This is a genomic window from Streptomyces sp. NPDC038707, from assembly GCF_040636485.1.
Classification (GTDB): Bacteria; Actinomycetota; Actinomycetes; order Streptomycetales; family Streptomycetaceae; genus Streptomyces.
Window position 1 is genome coordinate 36224 of sequence record NZ_JBEZUP010000004.1, and the last position, 21841, is coordinate 58064.

The 21841-nt window shown below is 70.9% G+C and carries 27 protein-coding genes; 17 read left to right on the forward strand and 10 right to left on the reverse strand.

Annotated elements, in window-relative coordinates:
• Positions 1-17 precede the first annotated feature (17 nt).
• The 6 genes from AB0E62_RS07095 (at position 18) to AB0E62_RS07120 (ending at position 5894) form a co-directional block, all read left to right on the forward strand.
• The gene (locus AB0E62_RS07095) at positions 18-191 is read left to right on the forward strand and encodes a CsbD family protein (RefSeq protein ID WP_078637455.1); all 174 of its coding nucleotides are present in this window, start codon (positions 18-20) and stop codon (positions 189-191) included.
• Between the two features lie 266 nt (positions 192-457).
• Complete coding sequence (locus tag AB0E62_RS07100) at positions 458-1534, forward strand: acyl-CoA desaturase (RefSeq protein ID WP_362189299.1); 1077 nt, start codon at positions 458-460, stop codon at positions 1532-1534.
• A gap of 265 nt (positions 1535-1799) precedes the next feature.
• Positions 1800-3086 carry an ice-binding family protein gene (locus AB0E62_RS07105; protein ID WP_362189302.1) on the forward strand — a complete coding sequence of 429 codons (1287 nt, stop codon included), beginning with the start codon at positions 1800-1802 and terminating at the stop codon, positions 3084-3086.
• Between the two features lie 158 nt (positions 3087-3244).
• Positions 3245-3937 (forward strand): DUF5819 family protein, encoded by a 693-nt coding sequence (locus AB0E62_RS07110; protein WP_362189305.1) that lies wholly within the window; start codon positions 3245-3247, stop codon positions 3935-3937.
• Positions 3927-5132 carry an HTTM domain-containing protein gene (locus tag AB0E62_RS07115; protein ID WP_362189308.1) on the forward strand — a complete coding sequence of 402 codons (1206 nt, stop codon included), beginning with the start codon at positions 3927-3929 and terminating at the stop codon, positions 5130-5132. The genes AB0E62_RS07110 and AB0E62_RS07115 overlap by 11 nt, the downstream gene beginning before the upstream one ends.
• A gap of 78 nt (positions 5133-5210) precedes the next feature.
• A complete protein-coding gene (locus tag AB0E62_RS07120; RefSeq protein WP_362189311.1) occupies positions 5211-5894 on the forward strand; it encodes a DUF5994 family protein in 684 nt (227 codons plus the stop codon).
• 340 nt (positions 5895-6234) lie between these two features.
• Here the strand turns inward: AB0E62_RS07120 and AB0E62_RS07125 are convergent, their stop codons facing one another.
• Positions 6235-7146, reverse strand: coding sequence for an aminoglycoside phosphotransferase family protein (locus AB0E62_RS07125; RefSeq protein ID WP_362189313.1), 912 nt, complete (start codon positions 7144-7146; stop codon positions 6235-6237).
• Between AB0E62_RS07125 and AB0E62_RS07130 the strand changes: the two genes are divergently transcribed.
• The 3 genes from AB0E62_RS07130 to AB0E62_RS07140 are packed head-to-tail and all read left to right on the forward strand — an operon-like array spanning position 7145 to position 9965.
• A complete protein-coding gene (locus tag AB0E62_RS07130) occupies positions 7145-7798 on the forward strand; it encodes a rhomboid-like protein (RefSeq protein WP_362189316.1) in 654 nt (217 codons plus the stop codon). The two genes, AB0E62_RS07125 and AB0E62_RS07130, sit on opposite strands and share 2 nt — an antisense overlap.
• A gap of 10 nt (positions 7799-7808) precedes the next feature.
• Entirely contained in the window at positions 7809-9215 is a 1407-nt protein-coding gene (locus tag AB0E62_RS07135) for an FAD-dependent oxidoreductase (protein ID WP_362189319.1), read from the forward strand.
• A 57-nt stretch (positions 9216-9272) separates the two neighbouring features.
• Positions 9273-9965, forward strand: coding sequence for a pentapeptide repeat-containing protein (locus AB0E62_RS07140; protein ID WP_362189322.1), 693 nt, complete (start codon positions 9273-9275; stop codon positions 9963-9965).
• A 46-nt stretch (positions 9966-10011) separates the two neighbouring features.
• On the opposite strand, the gene AB0E62_RS07145 is transcribed toward AB0E62_RS07140, so the two are convergent.
• Positions 10012-11406 (reverse strand): M1 family metallopeptidase, encoded by a 1395-nt coding sequence (locus AB0E62_RS07145; protein ID WP_362189325.1) that lies wholly within the window; start codon positions 11404-11406, stop codon positions 10012-10014.
• Between the two features lie 99 nt (positions 11407-11505).
• Between AB0E62_RS07145 and AB0E62_RS07150 the strand changes: the two genes are divergently transcribed.
• Both AB0E62_RS07150 and AB0E62_RS07155 read left to right on the forward strand, forming a co-directional pair.
• Positions 11506-12006, forward strand: a complete 501-nt coding sequence (locus AB0E62_RS07150) for a hypothetical protein (RefSeq protein ID WP_362189328.1) — start codon at positions 11506-11508, stop codon at positions 12004-12006.
• A gap of 71 nt (positions 12007-12077) precedes the next feature.
• Positions 12078-12854 (forward strand): alpha/beta hydrolase, encoded by a 777-nt coding sequence (locus AB0E62_RS07155; protein ID WP_362189331.1) that lies wholly within the window; start codon positions 12078-12080, stop codon positions 12852-12854.
• Between the two features lie 22 nt (positions 12855-12876).
• On the opposite strand, the gene AB0E62_RS07160 is transcribed toward AB0E62_RS07155, so the two are convergent.
• The 3 genes from AB0E62_RS07160 to AB0E62_RS07170 all read right to left on the reverse strand — a co-directional run bounded on the left by AB0E62_RS07160 (position 12877) and on the right by AB0E62_RS07170 (position 14229).
• On the reverse strand, positions 12877-13077 hold the full coding sequence (locus tag AB0E62_RS07160) for a DUF397 domain-containing protein (protein ID WP_362189334.1): 201 nt from the start codon (positions 13075-13077) through the stop codon (positions 12877-12879).
• A gap of 82 nt (positions 13078-13159) precedes the next feature.
• Positions 13160-13360 (reverse strand): DUF397 domain-containing protein, encoded by a 201-nt coding sequence (locus tag AB0E62_RS07165; RefSeq protein ID WP_362189337.1) that lies wholly within the window; start codon positions 13358-13360, stop codon positions 13160-13162.
• Positions 13357-14229, reverse strand: coding sequence for a helix-turn-helix transcriptional regulator (locus AB0E62_RS07170; protein ID WP_362189340.1), 873 nt, complete (start codon positions 14227-14229; stop codon positions 13357-13359). Before AB0E62_RS07170 ends, AB0E62_RS07165 begins: the two co-directional genes overlap by 4 nt.
• Positions 14230-14300: 71 nt before the next feature.
• On the opposite strand from AB0E62_RS07170, the gene AB0E62_RS07175 reads away from it, so the two are divergent.
• The 3 genes from AB0E62_RS07175 to AB0E62_RS07185 are packed head-to-tail and all read left to right on the forward strand — an operon-like array spanning position 14301 to position 15229.
• Positions 14301-14624 carry a hypothetical protein gene (locus AB0E62_RS07175; RefSeq protein WP_362189343.1) on the forward strand — a complete coding sequence of 108 codons (324 nt, stop codon included), beginning with the start codon at positions 14301-14303 and terminating at the stop codon, positions 14622-14624.
• 28 nt (positions 14625-14652) lie between these two features.
• Positions 14653-14793 (forward strand): hypothetical protein, encoded by a 141-nt coding sequence (locus AB0E62_RS07180; protein ID WP_362189346.1) that lies wholly within the window; start codon positions 14653-14655, stop codon positions 14791-14793.
• Between the two features lie 52 nt (positions 14794-14845).
• Complete coding sequence (locus AB0E62_RS07185) at positions 14846-15229, forward strand: hypothetical protein (protein ID WP_362189349.1); 384 nt, start codon at positions 14846-14848, stop codon at positions 15227-15229.
• Positions 15230-15285: 56 nt separating this feature from the next.
• Here AB0E62_RS07185 and AB0E62_RS07190 read toward each other — a convergent pair whose 3' ends face one another.
• From AB0E62_RS07190 to AB0E62_RS07200, 3 genes are all read right to left on the reverse strand, one after another.
• A complete protein-coding gene (locus AB0E62_RS07190; RefSeq protein WP_362189352.1) occupies positions 15286-16026 on the reverse strand; it encodes a methyltransferase domain-containing protein in 741 nt (246 codons plus the stop codon).
• A gap of 45 nt (positions 16027-16071) precedes the next feature.
• Entirely contained in the window at positions 16072-16365 is a 294-nt protein-coding gene (locus AB0E62_RS07195; RefSeq protein WP_362189355.1) for a DUF1330 domain-containing protein, read from the reverse strand.
• A 102-nt stretch (positions 16366-16467) separates the two neighbouring features.
• Positions 16468-17043 carry a TerD family protein gene (locus AB0E62_RS07200; RefSeq protein WP_362189358.1) on the reverse strand — a complete coding sequence of 192 codons (576 nt, stop codon included), beginning with the start codon at positions 17041-17043 and terminating at the stop codon, positions 16468-16470.
• A gap of 228 nt (positions 17044-17271) precedes the next feature.
• On the opposite strand from AB0E62_RS07200, the gene arfB reads away from it, so the two are divergent.
• Positions 17272-17700 carry an alternative ribosome rescue aminoacyl-tRNA hydrolase ArfB gene (arfB, locus tag AB0E62_RS07205; protein WP_362189361.1) on the forward strand — a complete coding sequence of 143 codons (429 nt, stop codon included), beginning with the start codon at positions 17272-17274 and terminating at the stop codon, positions 17698-17700.
• Between the two features lie 115 nt (positions 17701-17815).
• Positions 17816-18655 carry a sigma-70 family RNA polymerase sigma factor gene (locus tag AB0E62_RS07210; protein WP_362189364.1) on the forward strand — a complete coding sequence of 280 codons (840 nt, stop codon included), beginning with the start codon at positions 17816-17818 and terminating at the stop codon, positions 18653-18655.
• Between the two features lie 16 nt (positions 18656-18671).
• Here the strand turns inward: AB0E62_RS07210 and AB0E62_RS07215 are convergent, their stop codons facing one another.
• Both AB0E62_RS07215 and AB0E62_RS07220 read right to left on the reverse strand, forming a co-directional pair.
• Positions 18672-19130 carry a GNAT family N-acetyltransferase gene (locus AB0E62_RS07215; RefSeq protein ID WP_362189367.1) on the reverse strand — a complete coding sequence of 153 codons (459 nt, stop codon included), beginning with the start codon at positions 19128-19130 and terminating at the stop codon, positions 18672-18674.
• A gap of 51 nt (positions 19131-19181) precedes the next feature.
• Positions 19182-19754, reverse strand: a complete 573-nt coding sequence (locus AB0E62_RS07220) for a flavin reductase family protein (RefSeq protein ID WP_362189370.1) — start codon at positions 19752-19754, stop codon at positions 19182-19184.
• A gap of 368 nt (positions 19755-20122) precedes the next feature.
• Here AB0E62_RS07220 and cdgB point away from each other — a divergent pair, with 368 nt between their 5' ends.
• On the forward strand, positions 20123-21778 hold the full coding sequence (gene cdgB, locus AB0E62_RS07225; RefSeq protein ID WP_362189373.1) for a diguanylate cyclase CdgB: 1656 nt from the start codon (positions 20123-20125) through the stop codon (positions 21776-21778).
• Positions 21779-21841: the final 63 nt, after the last annotated feature.

Below are 21841 nucleotides of genomic sequence, written 5' to 3' on the forward strand. Positions count from 1 at the left end.
CGCCCAAGGCGGCCACGATGAGTATCGGGAAGAAAATCGCACACAGAGCCGAAGCGATGAAGGGCGGCGCCAAGAAGACAACCGGCCGTGCCACCGGCAGTCGGCGCCTACAGGCGGAGGGCCGTGGAGACCAGGTCAAGGGCAACCTCAAACAAGCCGGACAAAAGATCAAGGACGCATTCAAACACTGACCACCCCGTAAACCCTCCAGGACGACACCGAGGGGCGTTGAGGAACTGGCCAGGAAAGAAGAAGGATGCATCCCGGGGCGGCCACCTCGGCGGCCACCGCCTGCCCGCAGGTGATCGTCCCGATGATGAGAAGAAACGTCGCGAGAACGGTCGCGGTCGTCTCCTGTGCCTCCTCCGACGCTGGCGCTGACTCTTTCCGGGCCCCTTTCGCTCGCAAACGTGTCCGGACAAGTCCCGGAATTCGTTTCGGAGAGAGTTTCACGATCATGACCAGACACACCACGGTCCGCCCACCTCTCTCGGAGACGTCCGGCAGCGACTTCGCCCGGTTGTCGAGAAAGATCGCCGAGGCCGGCCTGCTGGAACGCCGTCCCGGCTACTACGCGGCGCGGATCACAGTGGTGGCCGTGTTCTACGTCGGCGGGTGGGCCGCCGTCGCGCTCACAGGCGGCAGTTGGTGGACGCTTGCGGTCGCCGCCTTCCTTGCCCTTGTCTTCGGCCAGGTAGCCCTACTCGCTCATGACGCAGCCCACCGCCAGGTGTTCCGCCGACGCAGGGGCAGCGAGGTATGCGGACGGATCGCCGGTGCCGGTATCGGGATGGGCTACGGGTGGTGGCAGGACAAGCACACCCGCCATCACGCCAACCCCAATCACGAGGAACTCGACCCCGATCTCGACCCCGACCTGCTGGTCTGGTCCCAGGACCAGGCACGGGCCGCCAAGGGGCTCCCTCGTCTGATCGGCCGCTGGCAGGCGTTCCTGTTCTTTCCGCTCCTCACGCTGGAGGCTTTCAACCTGCACGTGTCGAGCGTGAAGGCGCTGGCCAACCGCTCGCTCAAACACCGGGCGCTCGACGGCGCCCTGCTGTTCGCGCACTTCGCGGTCTACGTGACCGTCCTGCTCTGGCTGCTGCCGCCCGGTATGGCGATCGCCTTCCTCGTAGTCCACCAGGGCCTGTTCGGCGTCTATCTCGGCTCCGTCTTCGCCCCCAACCACAAGGGCATGCCGATCCTGACGGGCGAAGACCGCCCGGACTTCCTGCGCCGCCAGGTGCTCACCTCACGCAACGTGCGCGGCGGCTGGTTCACCGACATCGCGCTGGGCGGGCTGAACCATCAGATCGAGCACCACCTGTTCCCCGGCATGCCCAGCCCCAACCTGCGCAAGGCCCGGACCATCGTCCGGCGCTACTGCGAGAACCTGGGCGTGGACTACGTGGAAACCGGGCTGATCACCTCGTACCGGCTGGCCCTCACCAGCCTCCATCAGGCCGGAGCGCCACTCCGGCAGGCCCGTGTTCCCACCCGGGGACGCGGCGGGGCCGGAGGAAATGACCGGTAGCCATGAGGCGTGCGCAGTGCGTCGAGGCCGATGAGGGGCCGGAGGCGCTGACCTCCGCGCATCCAGGTGAATGTGTCGGATAATCGGAATTATGCATTCCCCGATTATTGCCCTGCATTCGGGGGCTCAATGCCTGGAAATTTCAAATCCCCCTCGCTTGCAATGGCCTCTGGGAGATTCCTCCGTAATATGCGCCACCAGATCGGTCTCTCCGGGCGTTTGGTTGTGGCCCGGTACGCCATGACCCTCACAGAATGGCCTCTTGATGAAGCTGAAGATCCCTGAAATGGGCCGCCGCCGTACCTTGCCGGGTTTGCTCGCCTCGGCCCTCGCCGCAACGGTCGCCGCCACGATGGTCGTCCTGTCGCCCGCTCAAGCAGTCGCCATTGCCACCCCCGTACCGCTGGCCACCGCGGCGAGCTTCTCCGTTCTGGCGGGCGCGGGAGTCACCAACACCGGCCCCACGGTGATCAGCCACGACCTCGGGACGCACCCGAACCCGGCCATCACCGGGTTCCCCCCCGGTGAGGTGCTCGGTGCGGTGCACGCCGCTGACGCCGTGGCGCTTCAAGCCAAGTCCGACCTGGTCACCGCGTACAACAACGCTGCGGGCCAGGCCACGGACTTCGCGCTCGCGGCGGGAATCGGCAACGGGACCACCCTGCTCCCGGGCGTCTACACCGCTTCCTCCGGTGTCGGGCTCACCGGTGATCTGATCCTTGACGCCGGGGGAAACCCGAATTCCGTCTGGGTGTTCCAGATTCCGGAGGCCCTGACGACGGCGTCCTCCAGCCGGGTACTCCTGACGAACGGCGCTTCGCCCTGCAACGTGTACTGGCAGATCGGGAGTTCGGCCACCCTAGGCACCAATTCCACCTTCGTCGGCACCATCATGGCCCTGACGGACATCCACGTGACCACGGGAACGAACATCGAGGGCCGGGCGCTGGCCCGCAATGGTGCCGTGACGCTCGACACGAACCGGATCTTCCTCGGTTCCTGCTCGACCGGTACCACCGGCGGAACCACGACCGGAACGACGTCCGGCACCACGACCGGCACGACCACCGGCACCACGACCGGCACGACCACCGGCACGACCACCGGCACCACGACCGGCACCACCGGTGGGACCAGCACGGGTGGACTGACAAGCGGCACCATCCTCGGCGCGACCGGTGGGGGCCTCCTGGGCGGCCCCCTCGTCACCGGGGGCACCCTCACCTCGGGCAGCACCGCCGGAAACACCGCCGGAAACACCGCCGGTAACACCACGGGCAACACCGCTGGCAACAACGTCACCACCGGGAACACCGCGGGCAACACCGCCGGTGGCGGGCACGGCGGCGCACCGGGCGCACCGGGCGGACCGGGCCATGGTGGCGGCTCCCACCAGGGCAAGCCGGGTCACGGCCATGGCGAGAAGCCGGACGTGCACAACGGCTACGGCTACGGCAGCAAGCCGAAGATCGAGGACTACATGGACTACGGAGACTCCAAGGGCCACGAGGGCACCGACGGGTCCGAGGGCTCCAAGAGCCACGAGGACTAGGCAACAGACCGCGCGAGGTTCCTTCCTCGGATGACGGTGCGCGGCGGGACCCCGATTCCGTCGCGCACCGCCGGCGCGAGTCACGCGATCCCAGGCGCCGGACAGCGACAGATCAGAAGGCAGGGTGGACGTTGTCGAGCGGAATTGGATCAGCGGGAGTGAGGAAACGTGAGCAGTCCGGCTCCGGACCGCTCTCGGGGGAGGGCCATGAGGACGCGGACCCGCCCGCCACCATGCCCATCGGCCCCCGCGTGCTGAGAACCGGGCTGCACAGTGCCGTGGGCCTGTGTCTGGTGGTGGCTTTGATCCATGTCGCCGTCGTCTTCCTCGCCGTGGCTCCCTCCAATTCCCTCTCACGGCGGTACAGCGAGCAGATCAACGCATGGGTGTATCCCCTCTTCGAACAGAACTGGCGGCTCTTCGCCCCCAATCCCGACTCCGTCAACCGGCAGATCCTGGCGAGAACCGCGCGCACCGCCTCGGACGGGTCGATGCGGGTGAGCCCATGGCTCGACCTGACCGCCGTGGACCGGGCCGCGGTCAAGCACCACGTGTTTCCGAGCCACACGGCTCAGAACCTCCTGCGCCGTGCCTGGTCCTCCTACGTCGACACACACGGCGCGGACGACACGGCACGCTCGGAACGGGCCGCGATGATGCAGACGTATCTGAGCAACATCGCCGCCGACCGTGTCGCCGGCCACGACAAGGGCCGCAGGTTCGACTTCATTCAGCTCCGGGTCGTCACGCGGCCCGTCGCCGCGCCCGGGGCGAGGGTCGGCAACCGGCCGCCGACGCCGGTCGAGAACCGGCTGCTGCCCTGGTGGAAGGTGACCGTCCATGGGAAATGAGCAGGCCCGCGAACTCCCTGCCACGACGGGCGCACCGAGCGGATGCGTGGGCGGGGCACGGCCCCCCGGTCCAGTCCGCCGTCCGCTCCGCGCACGGGCCGATGCCTTCTGGAACGTTCTCACCGGCCGCCCGGTGTCCTTGTACGCCACGTCGGTCCTGCGTATCGGTTACGGGTCGCTCTACCTGGTCTTTCTCCTGCGTGAGTTCCCGCACCGGCACGAGATCTGGGGTTCCGGCTCCCCGTGGACACCCACGCTGGCGGCACAGATCTTCGACCAGACGGGCTGGTACAGCGTCCTGATCCTGTCGGACAGCCGTGCCTACTTCGAACTGTGCTACGCGCTGGCTGTCCTGACGTCCGCGTTGTTCATGCTGGGCTGGCGGACCCGTGCCATGTCCGTCCTGTTCGCCGTCGTGGTGACGTCGTTCCATGCGAGAGCGATCTTCATGACGGACGGGGGCGACAATCTGATCCTGCTGATGGCCTTGTACCTCGTGCTCACCGCGTGCGGTCGGCGCTGGTCCCTGGACGCGCGCAGAGAGCGGATCAGGACGACGCGTGCGGACGGCGTGCCAGTGCGGGCGCGGAGCGTTGTCGCGCAGGAACTGCGTGCGGGCCGCCGGACGGTGGTCACTGTGGTGCACAACTGCGGCGTCTTCGTGATCGCGGCACAGGTCTGCTTCCTGTACGGATCGGCCGGTCTGTACAAGGTCCAGGGCTCGTTCTGGGGTGACGGCACCGCGCTTCACTACGTGCTGAACCTTGAACTCTTCCAGCCCTGGCCCGCGCTGTCCCACACCCTGGACCAGTACCCGATCGTGATCGCGGCCGTCGGCTACCTGACCGTTCTCACTCAGGTCGCCTTCCCCTTCGTACTGTTCGGCAGGCTCAAGTACCCCGTTCTCGTCATGCTGCTGAGCATGCACGTCGGCATCGCGGTGCTCCTGGGCCTGCCCCTCTTCTCGGGCGCGATGATCATCGCGGACGCCGTGTTCCTTCCCGACCGCTTCTACGCGTTTCTGCCCCACCTCCTTCGGCGCGGTACCGGGCGACGCAGCGTGCGGACGCCGAGGCAGGGAACGGGGCTCGGATGCGTCCCCGCGCAGGGCGGTCACCCGGACGGTCTGGAGGAGCACAGGCCGGTGTCCCGCCCGGCAAGCGGTCGTGGTGGGCAGGAACCGTCCAGCCCGTGAACGTGCCGGTGCCCCACATCCATGCGACTCCACATCCATGCGGGCACTACTCCGCGCCGCGGCGGAGCGCGGAGTAGTGTGGACAGTACCGAGGGCATTCCGCACACCGGCTGTCACGCCGGGTCGTTCTCGGCGAAAGATGAAACCCGGGCCGCCGTAGAAGCGGCCCGGAGACGGGTCCGCATCATGTCGGCGACCTTGCTTCCACGCCTGCCGCACCGCGAGCCCGTAGCGGTCCCGGCCGCGCGTCTCGCGCTGAAGACCGACGGTATCTCCCGGGGACTCCTGGACGGAGCCTGGTGGCCCCGGTCCCGGGATCTGCTGAGCGAACTGCCGACGCTCACCGATGCGTTGGACTCCTTGTGGGGCCGTATCACCCGCATCGCCGTCAACCCGGAGCACTGGCCGGTCATCCCCCGCGAGGTTCCCGTGAGCGGCCACATCGTCAAGGTCGGCTGGTTCACCCCGGAGATCGACCCGCACAAGCTACTGCTGCTCTCCTACGGCACCGGCCGCTGGGATCTCCTGGTCGTCCCGCCCGGGACCGGGGCGGAGCCGGCGGCCCGGCTGATGGCTGCGGCGTCCGACTACGACGGCCCGGCGCTGACGGCGAGCGCGCTCATCGCCGCGGAAGAGGCCCGGCACGGCGCCCTGGCGGCCGACCGGCCACCGAACCCGGACGGGCTGCGGGAGCAGGAAGGCGGTTCCAGGGCGTCCGCAGCCGTTTCCCGCCGGGCCAGCCGACTGATCATCGGCATGTGAGGTGGCCGCCGTGGACACCTTTCCGGCAGCCGCTGCCTTGACGGTCCTCGTCGCAGCGGCGGCGGGTCTGATCCACCGGTTCGGCATCCGGCACGCCGGCACCATCGCCGTGCACCGGTACAGCGCCGCCCGCCCGCCCGGTCACCGCGGCCGCGGCACGCCACGGTCCCCGGTGGAACCGGACCGGTCCGGGTCGTCGACCACCGATGCGTGAGCGCATGGCGGAGAACCGGCACCCCGATCAAGGATTCGATCCCACCTGTGAAGCGAGGGCCGTCGGTTCGCATCCGACAGTGGGCTCCGGCAAGCCCGGGTGGGATCCGCTTCCACCTGGGCCTTTTCATGCCAGCAGGCGGGCGATCTCCAGTTGGCGGGGCTCGATCGGGTGGCCGTCCTCGATGTCCCACAGGGCGTTCTGCAGCAGCCGGCCGCAGGTCCAGGCGCGGGCCCGGGCGCGGTCCAGGCCGAGGACGTCGGTCAGCGCGTCGAAGCGCCAGCGGACCTCGGCCGCGTCGAACCGGTTGTCCAGGGCGGGCCACAGCTCGAAGCCGGGGTCGCCGGCCAGCGGCTCGGGGTCGATGGCGAGCCAGTCGGCGCGGTCGGCGGCCAGCACGTTCTCGTCGTGCAGGTCCCAGTGCAGCAGCCGGTCGCCGGGCTCGGCGGCGACCTCGCGGACGGCGGCGGCGCAGTCGGCCACGATCCGGCGGACCTCCGGGTCGGGGATGCGGGCCAGCGCCCAGGGGGTGCGCTCCAGCATGGCGGCGGTGATGTCGCCGAGCCGGCGCAGTCCGGGCGGGGCCGGCAGGGACGTCAGGCGGGCCAGCAGCCGGGCGATGACCAGCACCGCCTCGCGGGTGCCGGTGTGGCCGGCCAGCACCCGGGACTCGTCCAGGCGCTCCAGGAGCAGGGTGCCGGTGGCCGGGTCGTGGTCGAGGAGCCGTACGGCCCCGTCGCCGTCCCAGGCGCGCAGCGCGACCGGCTCGCCCGCGCTCTCCTCGTCGAGCAGCTGGAGCTTGAGGACCGCGCGGAGGCCGTCGGCGCGGACCACCGGCAGCACCAGGGCGCTGACGCCGTGCATCGGCGGCCCGTCGGGGCCGAGCCCCCAGCGGTCCAGGAAGTCCGCCGCGAGGTGCGGCAGCGCGGCGATGAACGCCTTGCCCGCCGCGCCGTTGTACCTCTCCTGTGCCTCGGCCAGCTCCGCGGGAATGTCGGTCACCAGCCGGACGATACCGGCGTGCGTCAATCGGCTCATGCGAATTGAGCGGGGCCTGAGCTGGGTGTGGGCGTACGTCCGTGGTGCTCCGGGCACCCATCTGTGGCTGGCGGTCCTCTTCGCCACGACGGTCGCGCTGCACTCCATGCCACCGGAGTTCGGGGAGAACTTCCTGCGGCACCGCTCGACGAACCTGCACGAGCTGTCGCGCAACCCGGTGCGGGTGCTGGTGGCGAGCGCGATGTGGATCGAGAGCGGGCACTGGCTGCCGTACGCCTTCCTGTTCACGGTGTTCCACGCGCCGGCCGAGCGCTGGCTGGGCACCGCCCGCTGGCTGGCGGTGTGCGCGCTCGCCCATGTGCTCGCGTCGCTGGCGAGCGAGGCCCTGCTGCTGGCGGCGATCCGCACGGGCCGGGCCCCGCTCACGGCCGTCGACACCCTGGACATCGGGGTGAGTTACGCGCTGGCCGGGGTGATCGCGGTGCTCGGACACCGGATCGCGGTGCCGTGGCGGTACGGGTATCTGGCGGCGGTGTTCGCCGTGTTCACGCTGCCGCTGGCCGCCGGGCCGACCTTCACGGACGCCGGTCACCTCCTCGCGGCGCTGACCGGTCTGGCCTGCCGTCCGCTGGTCGCGGGGCGCGGAAAAGCACGGAATCCGAAGGAGACACCGGTCGCGCCCAGGGGTTAACGTCCCGGCCATGGACAGCTCGGCAAGCAGTGCCGTCAACGGCGGCGTCTCCTTCTGGTACGCGGACGACGGGTTTCCGCCGGTGCGCGAGCCGCTGACCGGGGACGCGTCCGCGGACGTCGTCATCGTCGGCGGCGGATACACCGGCCTGTGGACGGCGTACTACCTGAAGAAGGCGGCACCCTTCCTGCGGATCACCGTGCTGGAGCGGAAGTTCTGCGGTTACGGCGCCTCGGGCCGCAACGGCGGCTGGCTGTACAACGGCATCGCGGGCCGGGACCGGTACGCCCGGCTGCACGGGCACGAGGCCGCCGTGCGGCTGCAGAAGGCGATGAACGACACCGTCGCCGAGGTCGTCGCGGTCGCCCGCGCGGAGGGCATCGACGCCGGCATCCACCAGGGCGGTGTCCTCGAAGTGGCCACCGGTCCCGCGCAGTTGGCCCGGCTGAAGGCGTTCCACGCGCAGGAGCTGGCGTACGGCGAGACGGACCGGGAGCTGTACGGCGCCCGGGAGACCGCCGAGCGGATCCGGGTCGCGGACGCGGTCGGCTCCACCTGGACCCCGCACGGCGCCCGGCTGCACCCGGTGAAGCTGGTGAAGGGGCTCGCGGCGGTGGTGGAGGCGCTCGGGGTGACCCTCCACGAGTCGACGCCGGTGACGGAGATCCGCCCGAAGCACGCGGTCACCCCCTACGGCACGGTCCGCGCGCCCTACGTCCTGCGCTGCACCGAGGGCTTCACCGCCGGTCTCAAGGGCCAGCGGCGGACCTGGCTGCCGATGAACTCCTCGATGATCGCGACCGAGCCGCTGACCGAGGAGCAGTGGGCGGAGATCGGCTGGGCGGGCCGCGAGACCCTCGGCGACATGGCGCACGCCTACATGTACGCCCAGCGCACCGCCGACGGCCGGATCGCGCTCGGCGGGCGCGGGGTGCCGTACCGCTTCGGCTCGCGCACGGACAACGACGGCCGTACCCAGGAGGCGGCCGTCGCGGCGCTGCGCGGGATCGTGACCCGCTTCTTCCCGGCCCTGGCGGGCGTGCGGATCGAGCACGCCTGGTCGGGGGTGCTCGGGGTGCCGCGCGACTGGTGCGCCACCGTCACGCTGGACCGCTCCACCGGGCTCGGCTGGGCGGGCGGCTACGTCGGTTCCGGCGTCGCCACCGCCAACCTGGCCGCCCGCACCCTGCGCGACCTGGTCCGGCAGGACTCCGGGCAGGGCGGACGGACCGGGCTGACGGAACTGCCCTGGGTGGGCCACCGGGTCCGCAAGTGGGAACCGGAGCCGTTGCGCTGGCTGGGCGTGCAGGGCATGTACGCCACCTACCGCGCCGCCGACCGGCGCGAACACCGCCACCCGGACACCCGCACCTCCCGCCTGGCCCGCCTGGCGGACCGGGTGGCGGGCCGCCACTGACCAGGGCCTTTACGCGGCTCGGGCGGATTGTCAGTGGCGGGGTGCAGCATGGGGGGCATGGTGAGGCGAGCGACGGAGGGCCGGCCCCGGGGCCGGGCGGCGGTACGGGGCGCGCGGCGGCCGGAGCTCCGGCTGCCGGCCCTGGACCCGTGGGACGGCGGCGCACTGGAGCCGGACGGTGACTACGACGGCCTGGAGTTCCGGGAGCTGGACCTGACCGGGCAGGACGCGCGGGGCGCCCGGTTCATGGACTGCGCGCTGACGGGCTGTGCGCTGGACGAGACGGCGCTGGGCAGAGCCCGGGTGCTGGACTCGGTCCTGACCGGCCTGCGCGGGGTCGGCACCCGGCTCGCGGAGGCCACGCTCCGCGATGTCGAGCTGGTCGACGCGCGGCTGGGCGGCACCCAGCTGCACGGCGCGGTGCTGGAGCGGGTCGTGGTCCGGGGCGGCAAGATCGATTTCCTGAATCTGCGCGAGGCCCGCCTGAAGGACGTCGTGTTCGAGTCCTGCGTGCTGGTCGAGCCGGACTTCGCGGGGGCGCGGCTGGAGCGGGTGGAGTTCGTCGACTGCGCCCTGAGAGGCGCCGACTTCGGCAGCGCGACGCTGGCGGACGTCGATCTGCGCGGGGCCGCGCCGCTGGAGTTCGCCCGGGGCCTGGACCGGCTGTCCGGCGCGGTGATCGGCACGGGCCAACTGCTGGACCTGGCCCCGCTGCTGGCGGCGGAGCTGGGCATACGGGTGATGGACTGAGGCGCGGGGACGGGGCCGGGCGGCAGGACGCCGGTATGGCGGGGCGTCAGGCGTGGCCGGGCTTGCCGTCCCCGTACAGCCAGTCCTTCCAGATCGTGCGGAAGTCCTTGCCCGGGGCCTTCTTCTCCACGTAGCGGACGAAGCCGGCCGTGTCGGCGGTGCCGTGGCGGTGGGCGGCGGCCCAGCCCTGGACGATGTCGTAGAAGGTGTCGTCGCCGACCGTCTGACGGATCTTGTGCAGGACCATCGCGCCGCGCTGGTAGACGGACGCGTCGGAGATGTGCGCGGCGCTCGTCGGCCTGGCCGGCGGGAAGGCCCAGAGGTCGTCGGGGCCGTCCTCGTAATAGCCGGTGAAGGTCTCCTGGGCGGTGGGCCCGTCGTGGTCCTCGTCGTAGAGCCACTCGGCGTAGGTCGCGAAGCCCTCGTTGAGCCACATGTCCCGCCAGGACGCGGGGCCGACCGAGTCGCCGTACCACTGATGGACGAGTTCGTGCACGAGGGTGGAGACGTCGGGGGCGCCGGGGAAGACGGGGCGGGTCTGGGTCTCCAGGGCGTAGCCGGCGTCGCGCGGGCCGCTCACGATCGCGCCGGCGGAGGAGAAGGGGTACGGCCCGAAGTTGTACTCCGCCCAGTCCAGGATCTCCGGGATCCTCGCGAGCACATCGGCGCTCGCCCCGGCCTGGCCGGGGGTGACGGCGGTGACGACGGGCAGGCCGTGCGGGCCGGTGGTGCGGGCGAGGCGGAAGCGGCCGATGGCGACGGTGGCGAGGTAGCTCGCCATGGGCTGGGCCGTCTGCCAGCGGTAGGTGGTCCGCCCGTCCTCGGTGGTCCGGTCCGTCTGCTCGCCGTTCGAGACGGCTTCGAAGGACTGGGGGACGGTGATGGCGATGTCGTAGGTCGCCTTGTCGGAGGGGTGGTGGTTGCCGGGGAACCAGGCCATGGAGCCGACGGGTTCGCCGAGGGCGAGGGCGCCGTCGGCGGTGGGCAGCCAGCCCTCCTTCGAGCCGTCGGGGTCGGTGAGGGTGCGCGGGGTGCCCGAGTAGCGGACGGTGGCGCGGAAGGTCTCGCCCTTGCGGAGGCCGGCGTGCGGGCGGACGGTGAGTTCCTGCCCGGCGCGGCTCCAGCGGGCCTCCTCGCCCTCCACGCGCACGGAGTCGACGCGCAGCCCGGCCAGGTCGAGGTCGAACGCGGACAGGTCGCGGGTGGCCCGGGCGGTGATGTCCGCGGTGCCGGTGAGCCGGCGGGTGGCCGGGGTGTAGTCCAGGGCGAGGCTGTAGTGCGCGACGTCGTAGCCGCCGTTGCCGGCCTTCGGGAAGTACGGATCGCCCACGCCGGAGCCGCCGACCGGGGCGGCCCGCCCCCCGGTGTCGCACGCCGTGCCGGTCAGGGCGAGGGCCAGCAGAGCCGCGACGGCCGGGACACGTCGTACCGATCTGGACATGTCAGTGATCTTAGGCGGGCGGGGCGTGCGGGGGGCGGGCGCACGGAGGGGGGCGTACCGGTGGCGGTCGCGGGCGGGCCGGCGTGACACCATCTCCCCGTGCTCGACATCGGCTATGCCCTCTCCAACCGGTTCCCGGATCCGCCGCAGACCGACTACCGGCGCGCGGACGCGCACGCGCTGCGGCACGACCTGTTCTGCGGGGACGTCTATCTCGCGGACACCGAGACCGACCGGGAGCTGTCCACAGCCTGGGGATGGGTGCCGGTGCTGGACTTCGCGTGGGCGCTGTGCGACATCGTCGAGCTGCTGGACCGCGATCCGATGGGCTCCCGGGCCGCCCGGCCGCAGCGGGCGGAGCTGGACTTCACCGAGTCAACCGACCGGATGCTGTTCGAGCGCCGCTTCGGCTGGGTGGACATCACCTCCGACTGGTCCCCGGCCGAGGAGGCCCCGCTGTCCTTCTCGCACGCCGAACTGCGCCGGGAGGCCCGGGACTTCCTGCACGACCTGCTGGCGGACCTCACCGACCTGCACGAGGACCTGGCGGAGAACCCGGTGATCTGGACCCTCCAGGCCCGCTTCCCCCGGGTGCCGTAGGGGCGGGGCCGGGAGAACGTGCCGGAGGGCCGGTTTACGCTTGCGTCGATCCGAGTGAAGGGAAGCAGACCGTGCGCGACGCCGCCGTGACGCCCGAGGGCAGCCGGATCCGCTGGGTCGAGCTGCCGGGACAGGAGCCGTCCCGCGTCTACGTCCATGGTCTGGGCGCCACGTCGCCGGCCTACTTCGCGGAGGCCGCCGTTCATCCCCTGCTCGCCGGACGGCGCTCGCTGCTGGTCGACTTGCTCGGACACGGCATCAGCGACCGGCCGACGGACTTCGACTACACCCTGGAATCCCACGCCGACGCCCTCGCCTCGGCTCTGACCGCCGCGGGGGTCACGGGCGCCGAGCTGATCGCGCACAGCATGGGGGGCTCGGTGGCCATCGTCCTGGCGGCCCGGCACCCCCGGCTGGTCTCCCGCCTGGTCCTGGTCGACGCCAACCTCGACCCGATCCCGCCCGCACCCGGCGCCGCGGGCAGCAGCGGCATCGCCGCGTACTCCGAGGAGGAGTTCCTGACGGGCGGCTGGGAGGAGATCCGGGACCGGGCCGGTTCCCACTGGTGGTCCACGATGCGCCTGGCCGGCCGGGAAGCCCTGCACCGCAGCGCGGTCCACCTCACCCGCGGCACGGTCCCCACCATGCGTGAGCAGCTGCTGGAACTGAGGATCCCCCGCACCTACCTGCTGCCCGAGGCCGACGGCCCGCTCCCGGGCGCCGAAGCGCTCCTCGAAGCCGGGGTGGACGTGGTCCCGGTCCCGGACTGCGGGCACAACATCATGCTGGACAACCCGGAAGGCTTCGCCCGCGCCACCGCGGCGGCGCTCCCGGACCACGAGCGGTAGCGCGGGCACGCCGGGCGGGGTTTCAGACGTTCTCGCCGGTGGCGTACGCGATGAACGAGGACCAGGTGCGGGTGGTGAAGTGCAGTACGGGGCCGTCGGTGTTCTTGGAGTCGCGGACGGGGACCACGTTGTGGGTGGTGGCGAGGTTGGTGGCGACCTCGATGCACTGGCCGCCGTTGTTGCTGTAGGAGGACGTGAACCAGCGGGGGGCCTCGGACGTCATGGGGTGCCCTTTCATGCCGCTTCGGTGAAGAGTGCGCCTCCTCCCACTACAGCGGAAGGAGGAGGCGGGCACGAGCGGGGTTTCAGACGCTCCGGCCGGCGGCGTACTCGATGAACGAGGACCAGGTGTCGGTGGCGAAGTTCAGTACGGGGCCGTCGGTGTTCTTGGAGTCGCGGACGGGGATCAGGTTGTGGGTGGGGGCGAGGTTGGTGGCGACCTCGATGCACTGGCCGCCGTTGCCGCTGTAGGAGGACTTGAACCAGCGGGGAGATTCGGTCGTCACTGGGAACCCTTTCGAAGCTCTTCAATCAAGGCCACGGATGCCGCTTGGGAGAGCGCTTCGGCCTGCAACTGATGGTAGGCCGTCAGTATGGGTGACACCGAGGAGGTTTCCCGTTCGAGGTGACCCCGCTGTGCTGACTCGGCATAGGACATGATCGAACGATCCGGCATGGTCAGCACGGTTACAGGCAGGCTGAACGGACGCCGCTCCCCCATGCAGAACGGAGCGATCTGCAAGACGGTGGAGGGCAGTTCGGCGAACGTCAGCAAGCGCTCGAACTGGGCCCCCATGGTCGAGGGGGCACCCATCGGCCGACGGACACAGCTCTCGTCCAGCACCGCATGAACGAACGGAGGCGGAGTGCGAGCGAGCGCTGCTTGCCTACGCGTCACCAGTTCCACCCGTTCATTGGCTTGCTCGGTGGTGATGGCTCCGCGTCGCACCGCATCGGCCTCCAGGGTCGCCGCGTACTCCGGCGTCTGGAGCAGTCCGGGGATGACTCCTACTTCGTACAGCCGGATCTCAACGGCTCTGCCCTCGTACTTGACGTACTCGGTGAAACCTTCCAACAGACTGCCATGTTGGATGGCTCGGTATTGGTGCTCGAACGAGTCTGGAGCGCCTGCGGTGCCGAACGCCCTGTCTGCGCTGCGCGAGAAGCGCAAAGTTGGCATCTTGCGGCCAGTTTCGACGGTCGAAATATGCGATGCGGAATATCCCATGCGCTCAGCGAGGTCGGCCTGCTTCCACCCCTTCCGTTCCCGCTGCCTGCGCAGTTCGGCTCCGTAGGCCGCCCAAGCACTGGCCTCTGGGTTCAGTTCCTTGATGTTGGCCACTTCGAACACCAACTTTGCTGTCGCTGCTGCCAAGTTGAAGTGCTATCGACTGTAGGCCACGCTGAATCCGTTGGGTAGTCACAGAACTACGGAGAGGAACGGCCATGCCCGGAGAGCTGAGCGAGCTGGCTCCAGCTGACGGCGAAAAACCCGGCGATGAAGGCTTCCCCAAGCTGGGGATCCGGCAGACACTCGAGGTCGGCGAGATCACCTTCGCCCTGGACGCGGTGCTGGCGAAGGCCGGCATCAGGCTTCCGCAGTTCCACACCCGCCTGGCCCCCGCCGAGAACCGCCGCTGGGTGGTCCGGCTCGGTGACTGCAACGTGGTTCAGGCCCGCGACCTCCTCGACCTCCTCAAGGACGGGCTGACCCTCCGCGAACGGCACCCGGAGGAGGCGATCAATGGAGCATCCGCCAAGGACAGTTAGGGCACGGGCCCACCTGGAGAAGGCCATCATGCAGGCCGGCGCCATCGTGGACGTGCTGATCGACCCCGCGGGCGGCTTCCTGGTCATCCAGTGCATCGGGATCGAGGCGGCCGAGGAACTGGCGCTCACCATCGAGTCCGGTGTGCAGGCGAGGGTGGTCAGGGGATGAGTCGGAAGCCACCGGCCGCCGCGGACCCCGCCGGCCGGAATGAGGTGCTGAAATGACCTCGCGATGCGCCAGCACCTGCGAAGTCAGGGACCACACCCTCCAGTGGGCCCGGCGGCTGCCCTGCGCCGACCACGGTGAAGTCGACTGGGCGTTCCTGGACGACCTCCAGTGTCTGCTGGGCGAAGCAGAGCACGAGTTCCATGCCACGTGGCTGCGGAGTGGCTCGGAGCTGGAGCGGGATGTGTACCTGTGCTGGCTCGACGAACCGGACATGCAGTGGGTCGTCGATGCCGAGGTCTGCCTGAAGACGGAAAGGCCCCTGGGATCGGGCTGCACGATCTACAAAGGCCATCCCGGGACGTGCGAGTGGGAGCACACGGCCCCTGTGACGGGCGAGTCCCCCGACGACGGTCAGGACGGTCCCACCCGCCCGTGAAGAAGACCCCCCAAAGGCGACTTGGGGGGTCCCTTCGCGTCTCGGCGCGGTGGGACTCACGGTTTGTGGGTCACCCAGAGCAGTTCCGCCGGCCAGCGGTGTGCCCAGTCGGGCGGGTCGGTCTCGTTGTAGCCGTTGGGTGTCCCGGGTTCGGGCCGCGGCTCGATGAGGTCGTCGACGACGAGACCCGCGCCGCGCAGGACCCTGATCCAGCCGCCGTAGGTGAGCTGATAGCTGGTCGCGCCGTCGTCCTCGGCGATGGTGTCCAGCCCGAAGTAGTCCTGCCGCAGTGTCGTGGTCACGCGGCCGGCGGCTTCGTCGTAGCACGCCTCGAACCAGGGGCTGGCGACGTTGAACACCAGGCGTCCGCCCCGGCGCAAGACGCGTGCGGCCTGCGGGACGGCCAGGTGCGGGGGCGCCCAGCTCAGCCCGCCGAAGTCGCAGAACACCAGGTCGAAGCTGTCGTCGGCGAAGGGGAGTTGCTCGGCGGCGCCCTGCACCAGCGGGTAGCGGGCCGCTCCCATCGCGCCGGCCGCCGCGGCGAGCTGGGCCTCGGACAGGTCGAGCCCGACCACGGTGGCGCCCTCGGCGGCGAGCGCCCTGGACCACTGGCCGGCGCCGCAGCCGAGTTCGAGGACGCGCTTGCCGGTGACGTCGCCCAGGGCGTTCAGGTGCGCGTCGGGGATGGAGTACATGCCCCACAGCCGGGGCGCGGCGCCGATCTGCGGGTCGTGCTCGTGCTGGTAGGCGCCGCTGATCCGGTTCCAGAACCGCCGGTTGGCGGGGATGCTGTCCACGTGCCGACTCCAGCACTGCCCGCCGGAGAGGTCAATGCGCCCCGGTCAGCCGATGCCCTCGACGATGCGGAAGTCGCGCTCGACGCCGTCGGAGAGGGCGGCCAGCGCCTCCTGGTAGGCCGCGCTCTCGTACGCCGCGACGGCCTGCTCGAAGCTGTCGAACTCGACCAGGACGGTGCGCTCGGCGATTCCGGCGCCGTGCGCCACGGCCCGGCCGCCGCTGACGAGGAGCCGGCCGCCCCCGGCCTGGACGGCCGGACCGGCCAGCTTGTTGTAAGCAGCCAGCTTCTCGGGGTCCGAAATGGTGCGGTAGGCGCTGACCCAGTAGCCCTTGGGCATGGAACCTCCAGTGTGTGAAGAAGACCCCCCAAAGGCGACCTGGGGGGTCTTCGGGTGTGTCAGCAGGTCGAAGTCCTGCCGGCGCAGGTCAGGGACCTGCTGTCACACGTTGACGCCGAAGTCCTGGGCGATGCCCACCAGGCCCGAGGCGTAACCCTGGCCGACCGCGCGGAACTTCCACTCCGCGCCGTTGCGGTACAGCTCGCCGAAGATCATGGCCGTCTCGGTGGCCGCGTCCTCCGACAGGTCGTAGCGCGCGATCTCGGCGCCGCCGGCCTGGTTCACGATGCGGATGTAGGCGTTGCGGACCTGGCCGAAGTTCTGGCTGCGGTTCTCGGCGTCGTAGATGGACACCGGGAAGACGATCTTGTCGACGTCGGCCGGGAGGGCGGCCAGGTCGACGTTGATCGCCTCGTCGTCGCCCGCGCCCTCGCCCGTGCGGTTGTCACCCGTGTGGACGATCGAGTTGTCCGGGGTCTGCTTGTTGTTGAAGAACACGAAGTGGGCGTCGGAGTAGACCTTGCCCTGCGTGTTCACCGCGATGGCGGAGGCGTCCAGGTCGAAGTCCGTGCCGGTGGTGGTGCGGACGTCCCAGCCGAGGCCCACGGTGACGGCGGTCAGGCCCGGAGCCTCCTTGGTGAGCGAGACGTTGCCACCCTTGGACAGGCTTACAGCCATGTTGGGAGTCCCTTCCTTGGATACCCGTGCATATGTGTGCACATCTGTGCCGATGAAGCTATGCCGACGAAGCTACCGTCACCCGGGACAACGACGGAGGGTGTCCCCTCGGTTCCGGATGGCTTTACCTTTTTTACCGAGCCCGGAGCAGGGCGTCCGCACCGGGTCCGCACCGGGGGCCGGAAATCCAGGTGACGTGCGGCGGGCCGGACCGGGAACATGGAGGGCATGTCCGGGCCCTATCTCATCCGTGGTTCGGTCTCGCTGCCCGAGGCCGAGCTGACGTGGCGTTTCTCCAGGTCGTCCGGGCCCGGCGGACAGCACGTCAACACCAGCGACTCCCAGGTGGAGCTGCGCTTCGACCTCGCGCGCACCGAGGCGCTGCCTCCCGTGTGGAAGGAGCGGGCGCTGCACCGGCTGGCCGGCCGCCTCGTGGACGGGGTGGTGACCGTACGGGCCTCCGAGCACCGCTCGCAGTGGCGCAACCGGGAGGCCGCCGCAGTACGCCTCGCCGCGCTCCTTGCGGAGGCCACCGCGCCGCCGCCGAAGCCGCGCAAGGCCACCCGCATCCCGCGCGGCATCAACGAGCGCCGGCTGCGTGAGAAGAAGCAGCGCTCGGACACGAAGCGGGGCCGGTCCGGCCGCGACTGGGGGTAGCGGGCGGACCCGCCGTCCCCGCATGTGACCGCGCCGCCCCGTCACATCCGTGGCCGCTCCGTCGTCAGTGTGGTGACCAGCACCGAGGACGACGACGGAAGAGGCCGGACCCGTGATGACCGACAACGACTTTCTCGCCGAGCGGTTCGAGGCGTACCGGGGGCATCTGCGGGCCGTCGCCTTCCGGATGCTCGGCTCCGCCGCCGAGGCCGAGGACGCCGTGCAGGAGGCGTGGATCCGGCTGAGCCGGTCCGACGCGCGGGAGGTGAGCAACCTCGGCGGCTGGCTGACGACCGTGGTCGGCCGGGTCTGCCTGGACATGCTGCGCTCGCGCCGCACGCGGGGCGAGGAGCCGCTGGAGAGCCGGCCGCCGGAGCCCTCCGGGGAGCCGGACCCCGCGCAGCGCGCCCTGCTCGCCGACTCGGTGGGGCTCGCCCTGCTGGTCGTCCTGGACGCCCTCTCCCCGGCCGAGCGGCTGGCGTTCGTGCTGCACGACATGTTCGGGGTGCCGTTCGAGGAGATCGCGGGCATCCTCGGGCGTACCCCGGCCTCGGCGCGGCAGCTCGCCAGCCGGGCCCGGCGCCGGGTGCGGGGCGTCGAGGCGCCGGAGGCCGACCTGGCCCGGCAGCGGCGGGTGGTGGACGCCTTCCTGGCCGCCGCCCGGGAAGGCGACTTCGACGGGCTGCTCGCGGTGCTCGACCCGGACGTGGTGGCGCGCGCGGAAGACGGCGTGAACAGCGGTGCGGCCCATGTCGCCGCGGGCGCGGTGCGCTTCGCCCACCTGGCGCGGCTCTCGCGCCCGGCCCTGATCGACGGCGCGATCGGCCTGGCCCTGTCCGCCGACGGGCGTCTGGCGCAGGTCCTCGCCTTCACCTTCGTGGCCGACCGCATCTCGGAGATCGACATCATCACCGAGCCGTCCCGGCTGGCGGAGCTGACGGTGGAGGAGCTGTAGCCGGGGCGGGCCCCGCTCACAGCTCCAGCACGCCCACCACCTGGTCCCCGTCGGTCTCGCCGGTCAGGCGGAAGCCCAGGCGGGCGTAGAAGTCCCCGGGGCCGTGCGGGCCGGGGTGCCAGCTCGCGTGGAGGCGGGTGTCGCCGCGGCGGCGGAGTTCGGCGGCCACCGCTTCCACGGCGAACCGGCCGTAGCCCCGGCCCTGTTCGCCCGCCGCGATGTTCAGCCGCCACAGCCCGGAGCGGTACAGGCTGCCGTCGCCGTGCCAGTCGATGTCGAAATACGCCATCACGAAGCCGACCGCCCGGCCGCCGTCGGTGATCAGCCGGGGCCAGGCCACGCCGTCCGGGTGGACGTACGCCTCGGCGAGCGACCGGACCACCGGCGCGACGGCGTGCTCCTGGCCGGGGCGGACGCGCAGGGCGACGGCGGTCTCGAAGTTCTGCGGGGTCACTGTTTCCAGACGAGGTGTCACCGGCGCACCGTAGGCACGCCGGGCCCGTCGCGGCCACGGAATTTTCCCGGCTCAGTCCAGCCGGCGGTAGCGGCCGCGGAAGTACAGCAGGGGGCCGCCCTCGGCGCTGGGCACGCGCGCGGTCAGGACGCGGCCGATGACCAGCGTGTGGTCCCCGGCGGCCACCCGCTGCTCGGTGCGGCACTCCAGGGTGGCCAGCGCCCCGCCGACCAGCGGGGCGCCGCTGACCTCGCCGCGGGTGCAGGGGATGTCCTCGAAGAGCAGCCGGTCGCTGATCCGGCCCTTCATGGCGAACCGGCCCGCGATGTGCCGCTGGCTCTCGGCGAGGACCGACACCGCCCACAGCGGCTGCTCGGCGAGCAGGTCGTCCATGCGGGCGCCCTCGCGCAGGCTGACCAGCACCAGCGGCGGGTCGAGGGAGACCGACAGGAACGCGGTGGCGGTCATGCCGACGTCCTCCACCCCCGGCGCCTGGGGGTCGTCCGGGTCCAGCGGCGGTTCCTGCGCGGTGACCAGGACCACGCCCGCGGCCAGCCGGGACATCGCGGCCCGGAACTCGTCGTCGCTCACCCCCTCAGCATGCCCGGACGACAGGGGGGTGGTGGGGGAGGGAGTGTTCAGCACGCCGGAAACGCTAGTCTTCGCCGGGTGCGGCGGGCATCGGGCCCTGGCCCGAGCCGGGTCCTAGGTCGTGAGGACCAGCGGGGCGGGCGCCGGGTGCATGATGTGAACAAGCGCGCACAGGGCGCCTTCGGGCACCACACGGGGCAAACACAGAAACAGCACGCAATTGTTCATGTTTACCTGTGACTTGAGTCACAAGGGGCGAGAATTGTTGACCCTGTGTACCGAGTGGGCAGCGCGCTGTGATTCAGTGGCGGGGAAGCCGCGGGGCGACGCTAGACAGCATCACCAGAGCCACCGCTGACAACGCGGGAGAAGCGTCGAAGGCGACCCTTGATTCGCTGCGAGGTCTCGGGGGGAGGGCGAGCATGGAGACCGAGTCGGAGCCGTATGTCCGTCTTGCGTCCCTGCGACAGCTGCACCAGGTCATGGCCGACATGAACACGGCACGCAGCCTGGCGGACACATTGCAGACCGTCGCCGACGGCGCCGTGGCGGCCCTCGGCTACGAGATGGCGGCCGTCAACCTCGTCCGCCCCGACGGCGATCTCGTGGTGGCCGCCTTCTCCGGCAACTCCGCCGCCGAGGCACTGATCGTCGGCCGGGCCGGCTCCCGCGAGTCCTGGGAGCGGCGGCTCGTCATGGGCGAACGCTGGGGCGACCTGATCTTCATACCGCACACCGAGGGCTGGGTCCTGGACGACGACGACGTCCCCCAGTGGTTCACCGACGGCCCCGAACCGCGCTTCGAGGACGAGTGGCACCCCGCCGACCGGCTCTACGCGCCCATGTACACCCCCGGCGCCCAGGGCGGCTCCTCCGGCGAACTGCTCGGCGTCATATCCGTCGACCGGCCGCGCAACGGCCGCCGTCCCGGCGCCTGGGGCCGCGAGGCCCTCCAGATGTACGCCTTCCAGGCCGCCATCGCGATCAGCAACGCCCGCCTGCGCTCCAACATGCAGCGCGCCCTGGTCCGCCTCGAACGCGAGCAGCAGGCCCTGCGCGCCAGCGAGGAATCCTTCCGCCAGGCGTTCGAATACGCCCCCTCCGGGATGGCCATCGCCGAGATGGGCGGCGACCAGCACGGCCGCATCCTGCGCAGCAACGACGCCCTGTGCCGGCTGCTCGGCCGGTCCTGCTCCGCGATGCGCCGCTACTCCTTCGCCGACCTCGTCCACCCCGAGGACATCGGCACCCTCCTGCGCACCTCGGCCGAGGGCGGGCGCGCCGAACTCCGCCTCGGCCGCCGCGACGGCACCTACGTCTGGGTGTCGCTGCGCAACAGCGTGGTCGCGGACGCCACCGACGGGCCCCGCTTCCTGCTCACCCACGTGGAGGACATAGAGGAGCGCAAGCGGCGCGAACTCCAGCTCGCGCACCGCGCCTCCCACGACTCGCTGACCGGCCTGCCGAACTCCGCCGAACTGCGCTCGCGGCTCGCGGCCCGGCTGTGCCGGCGCCCCGCCCACGCCGGTGCCCACGACTCCCTGGACGCGGCCTACGGCCACCCCGCCCACGACATCCCGGCCGCCCACGGCTTCGACTTCGGCCCGGGCGCGGAGGCGTACGACGCCTACGACCACCATGTGCACACCTTCGCCCCCGAGGACGGGCGCGACGACGGCACCAAGGGCCTCGCGGTCCTCTTCTGCGACCTGGACGGCTTCAAGTCGATCAACGACCGGTACGGGCACAACGCGGGCGACGCGGTCCTCATCGAGGTCGCCCGGCGGCTGAGCAACGGCGTCCGGGACGGGGACACGGTGGCCCGGCTCGGCGGCGACGAGTTCGTGATCCTCGCCGACGGCCTCGGCCGGGCCGACGCCCAGGACCTCGCCGTACGGCTGCGCAACGAGATCATCCAGCCGATCCGGGCCGAGGGCCGCTCGGTCCGGGTGGGCGCGAGCTTCGGCATCGGCTGGGCCCACTGCGGCATGACGGCGGACGAGGTGCTGAAGTCCGCCGACGAGCGGATGTACGTAGAGAAACGATCTCGTCCCAAACAGCATCGCCGCGCGGGATGAACCGCAGGTCAGCGCGTTGACGCGATCCTGATCACCCGTTTGGGGGACGGAGAGCGGGTAGGC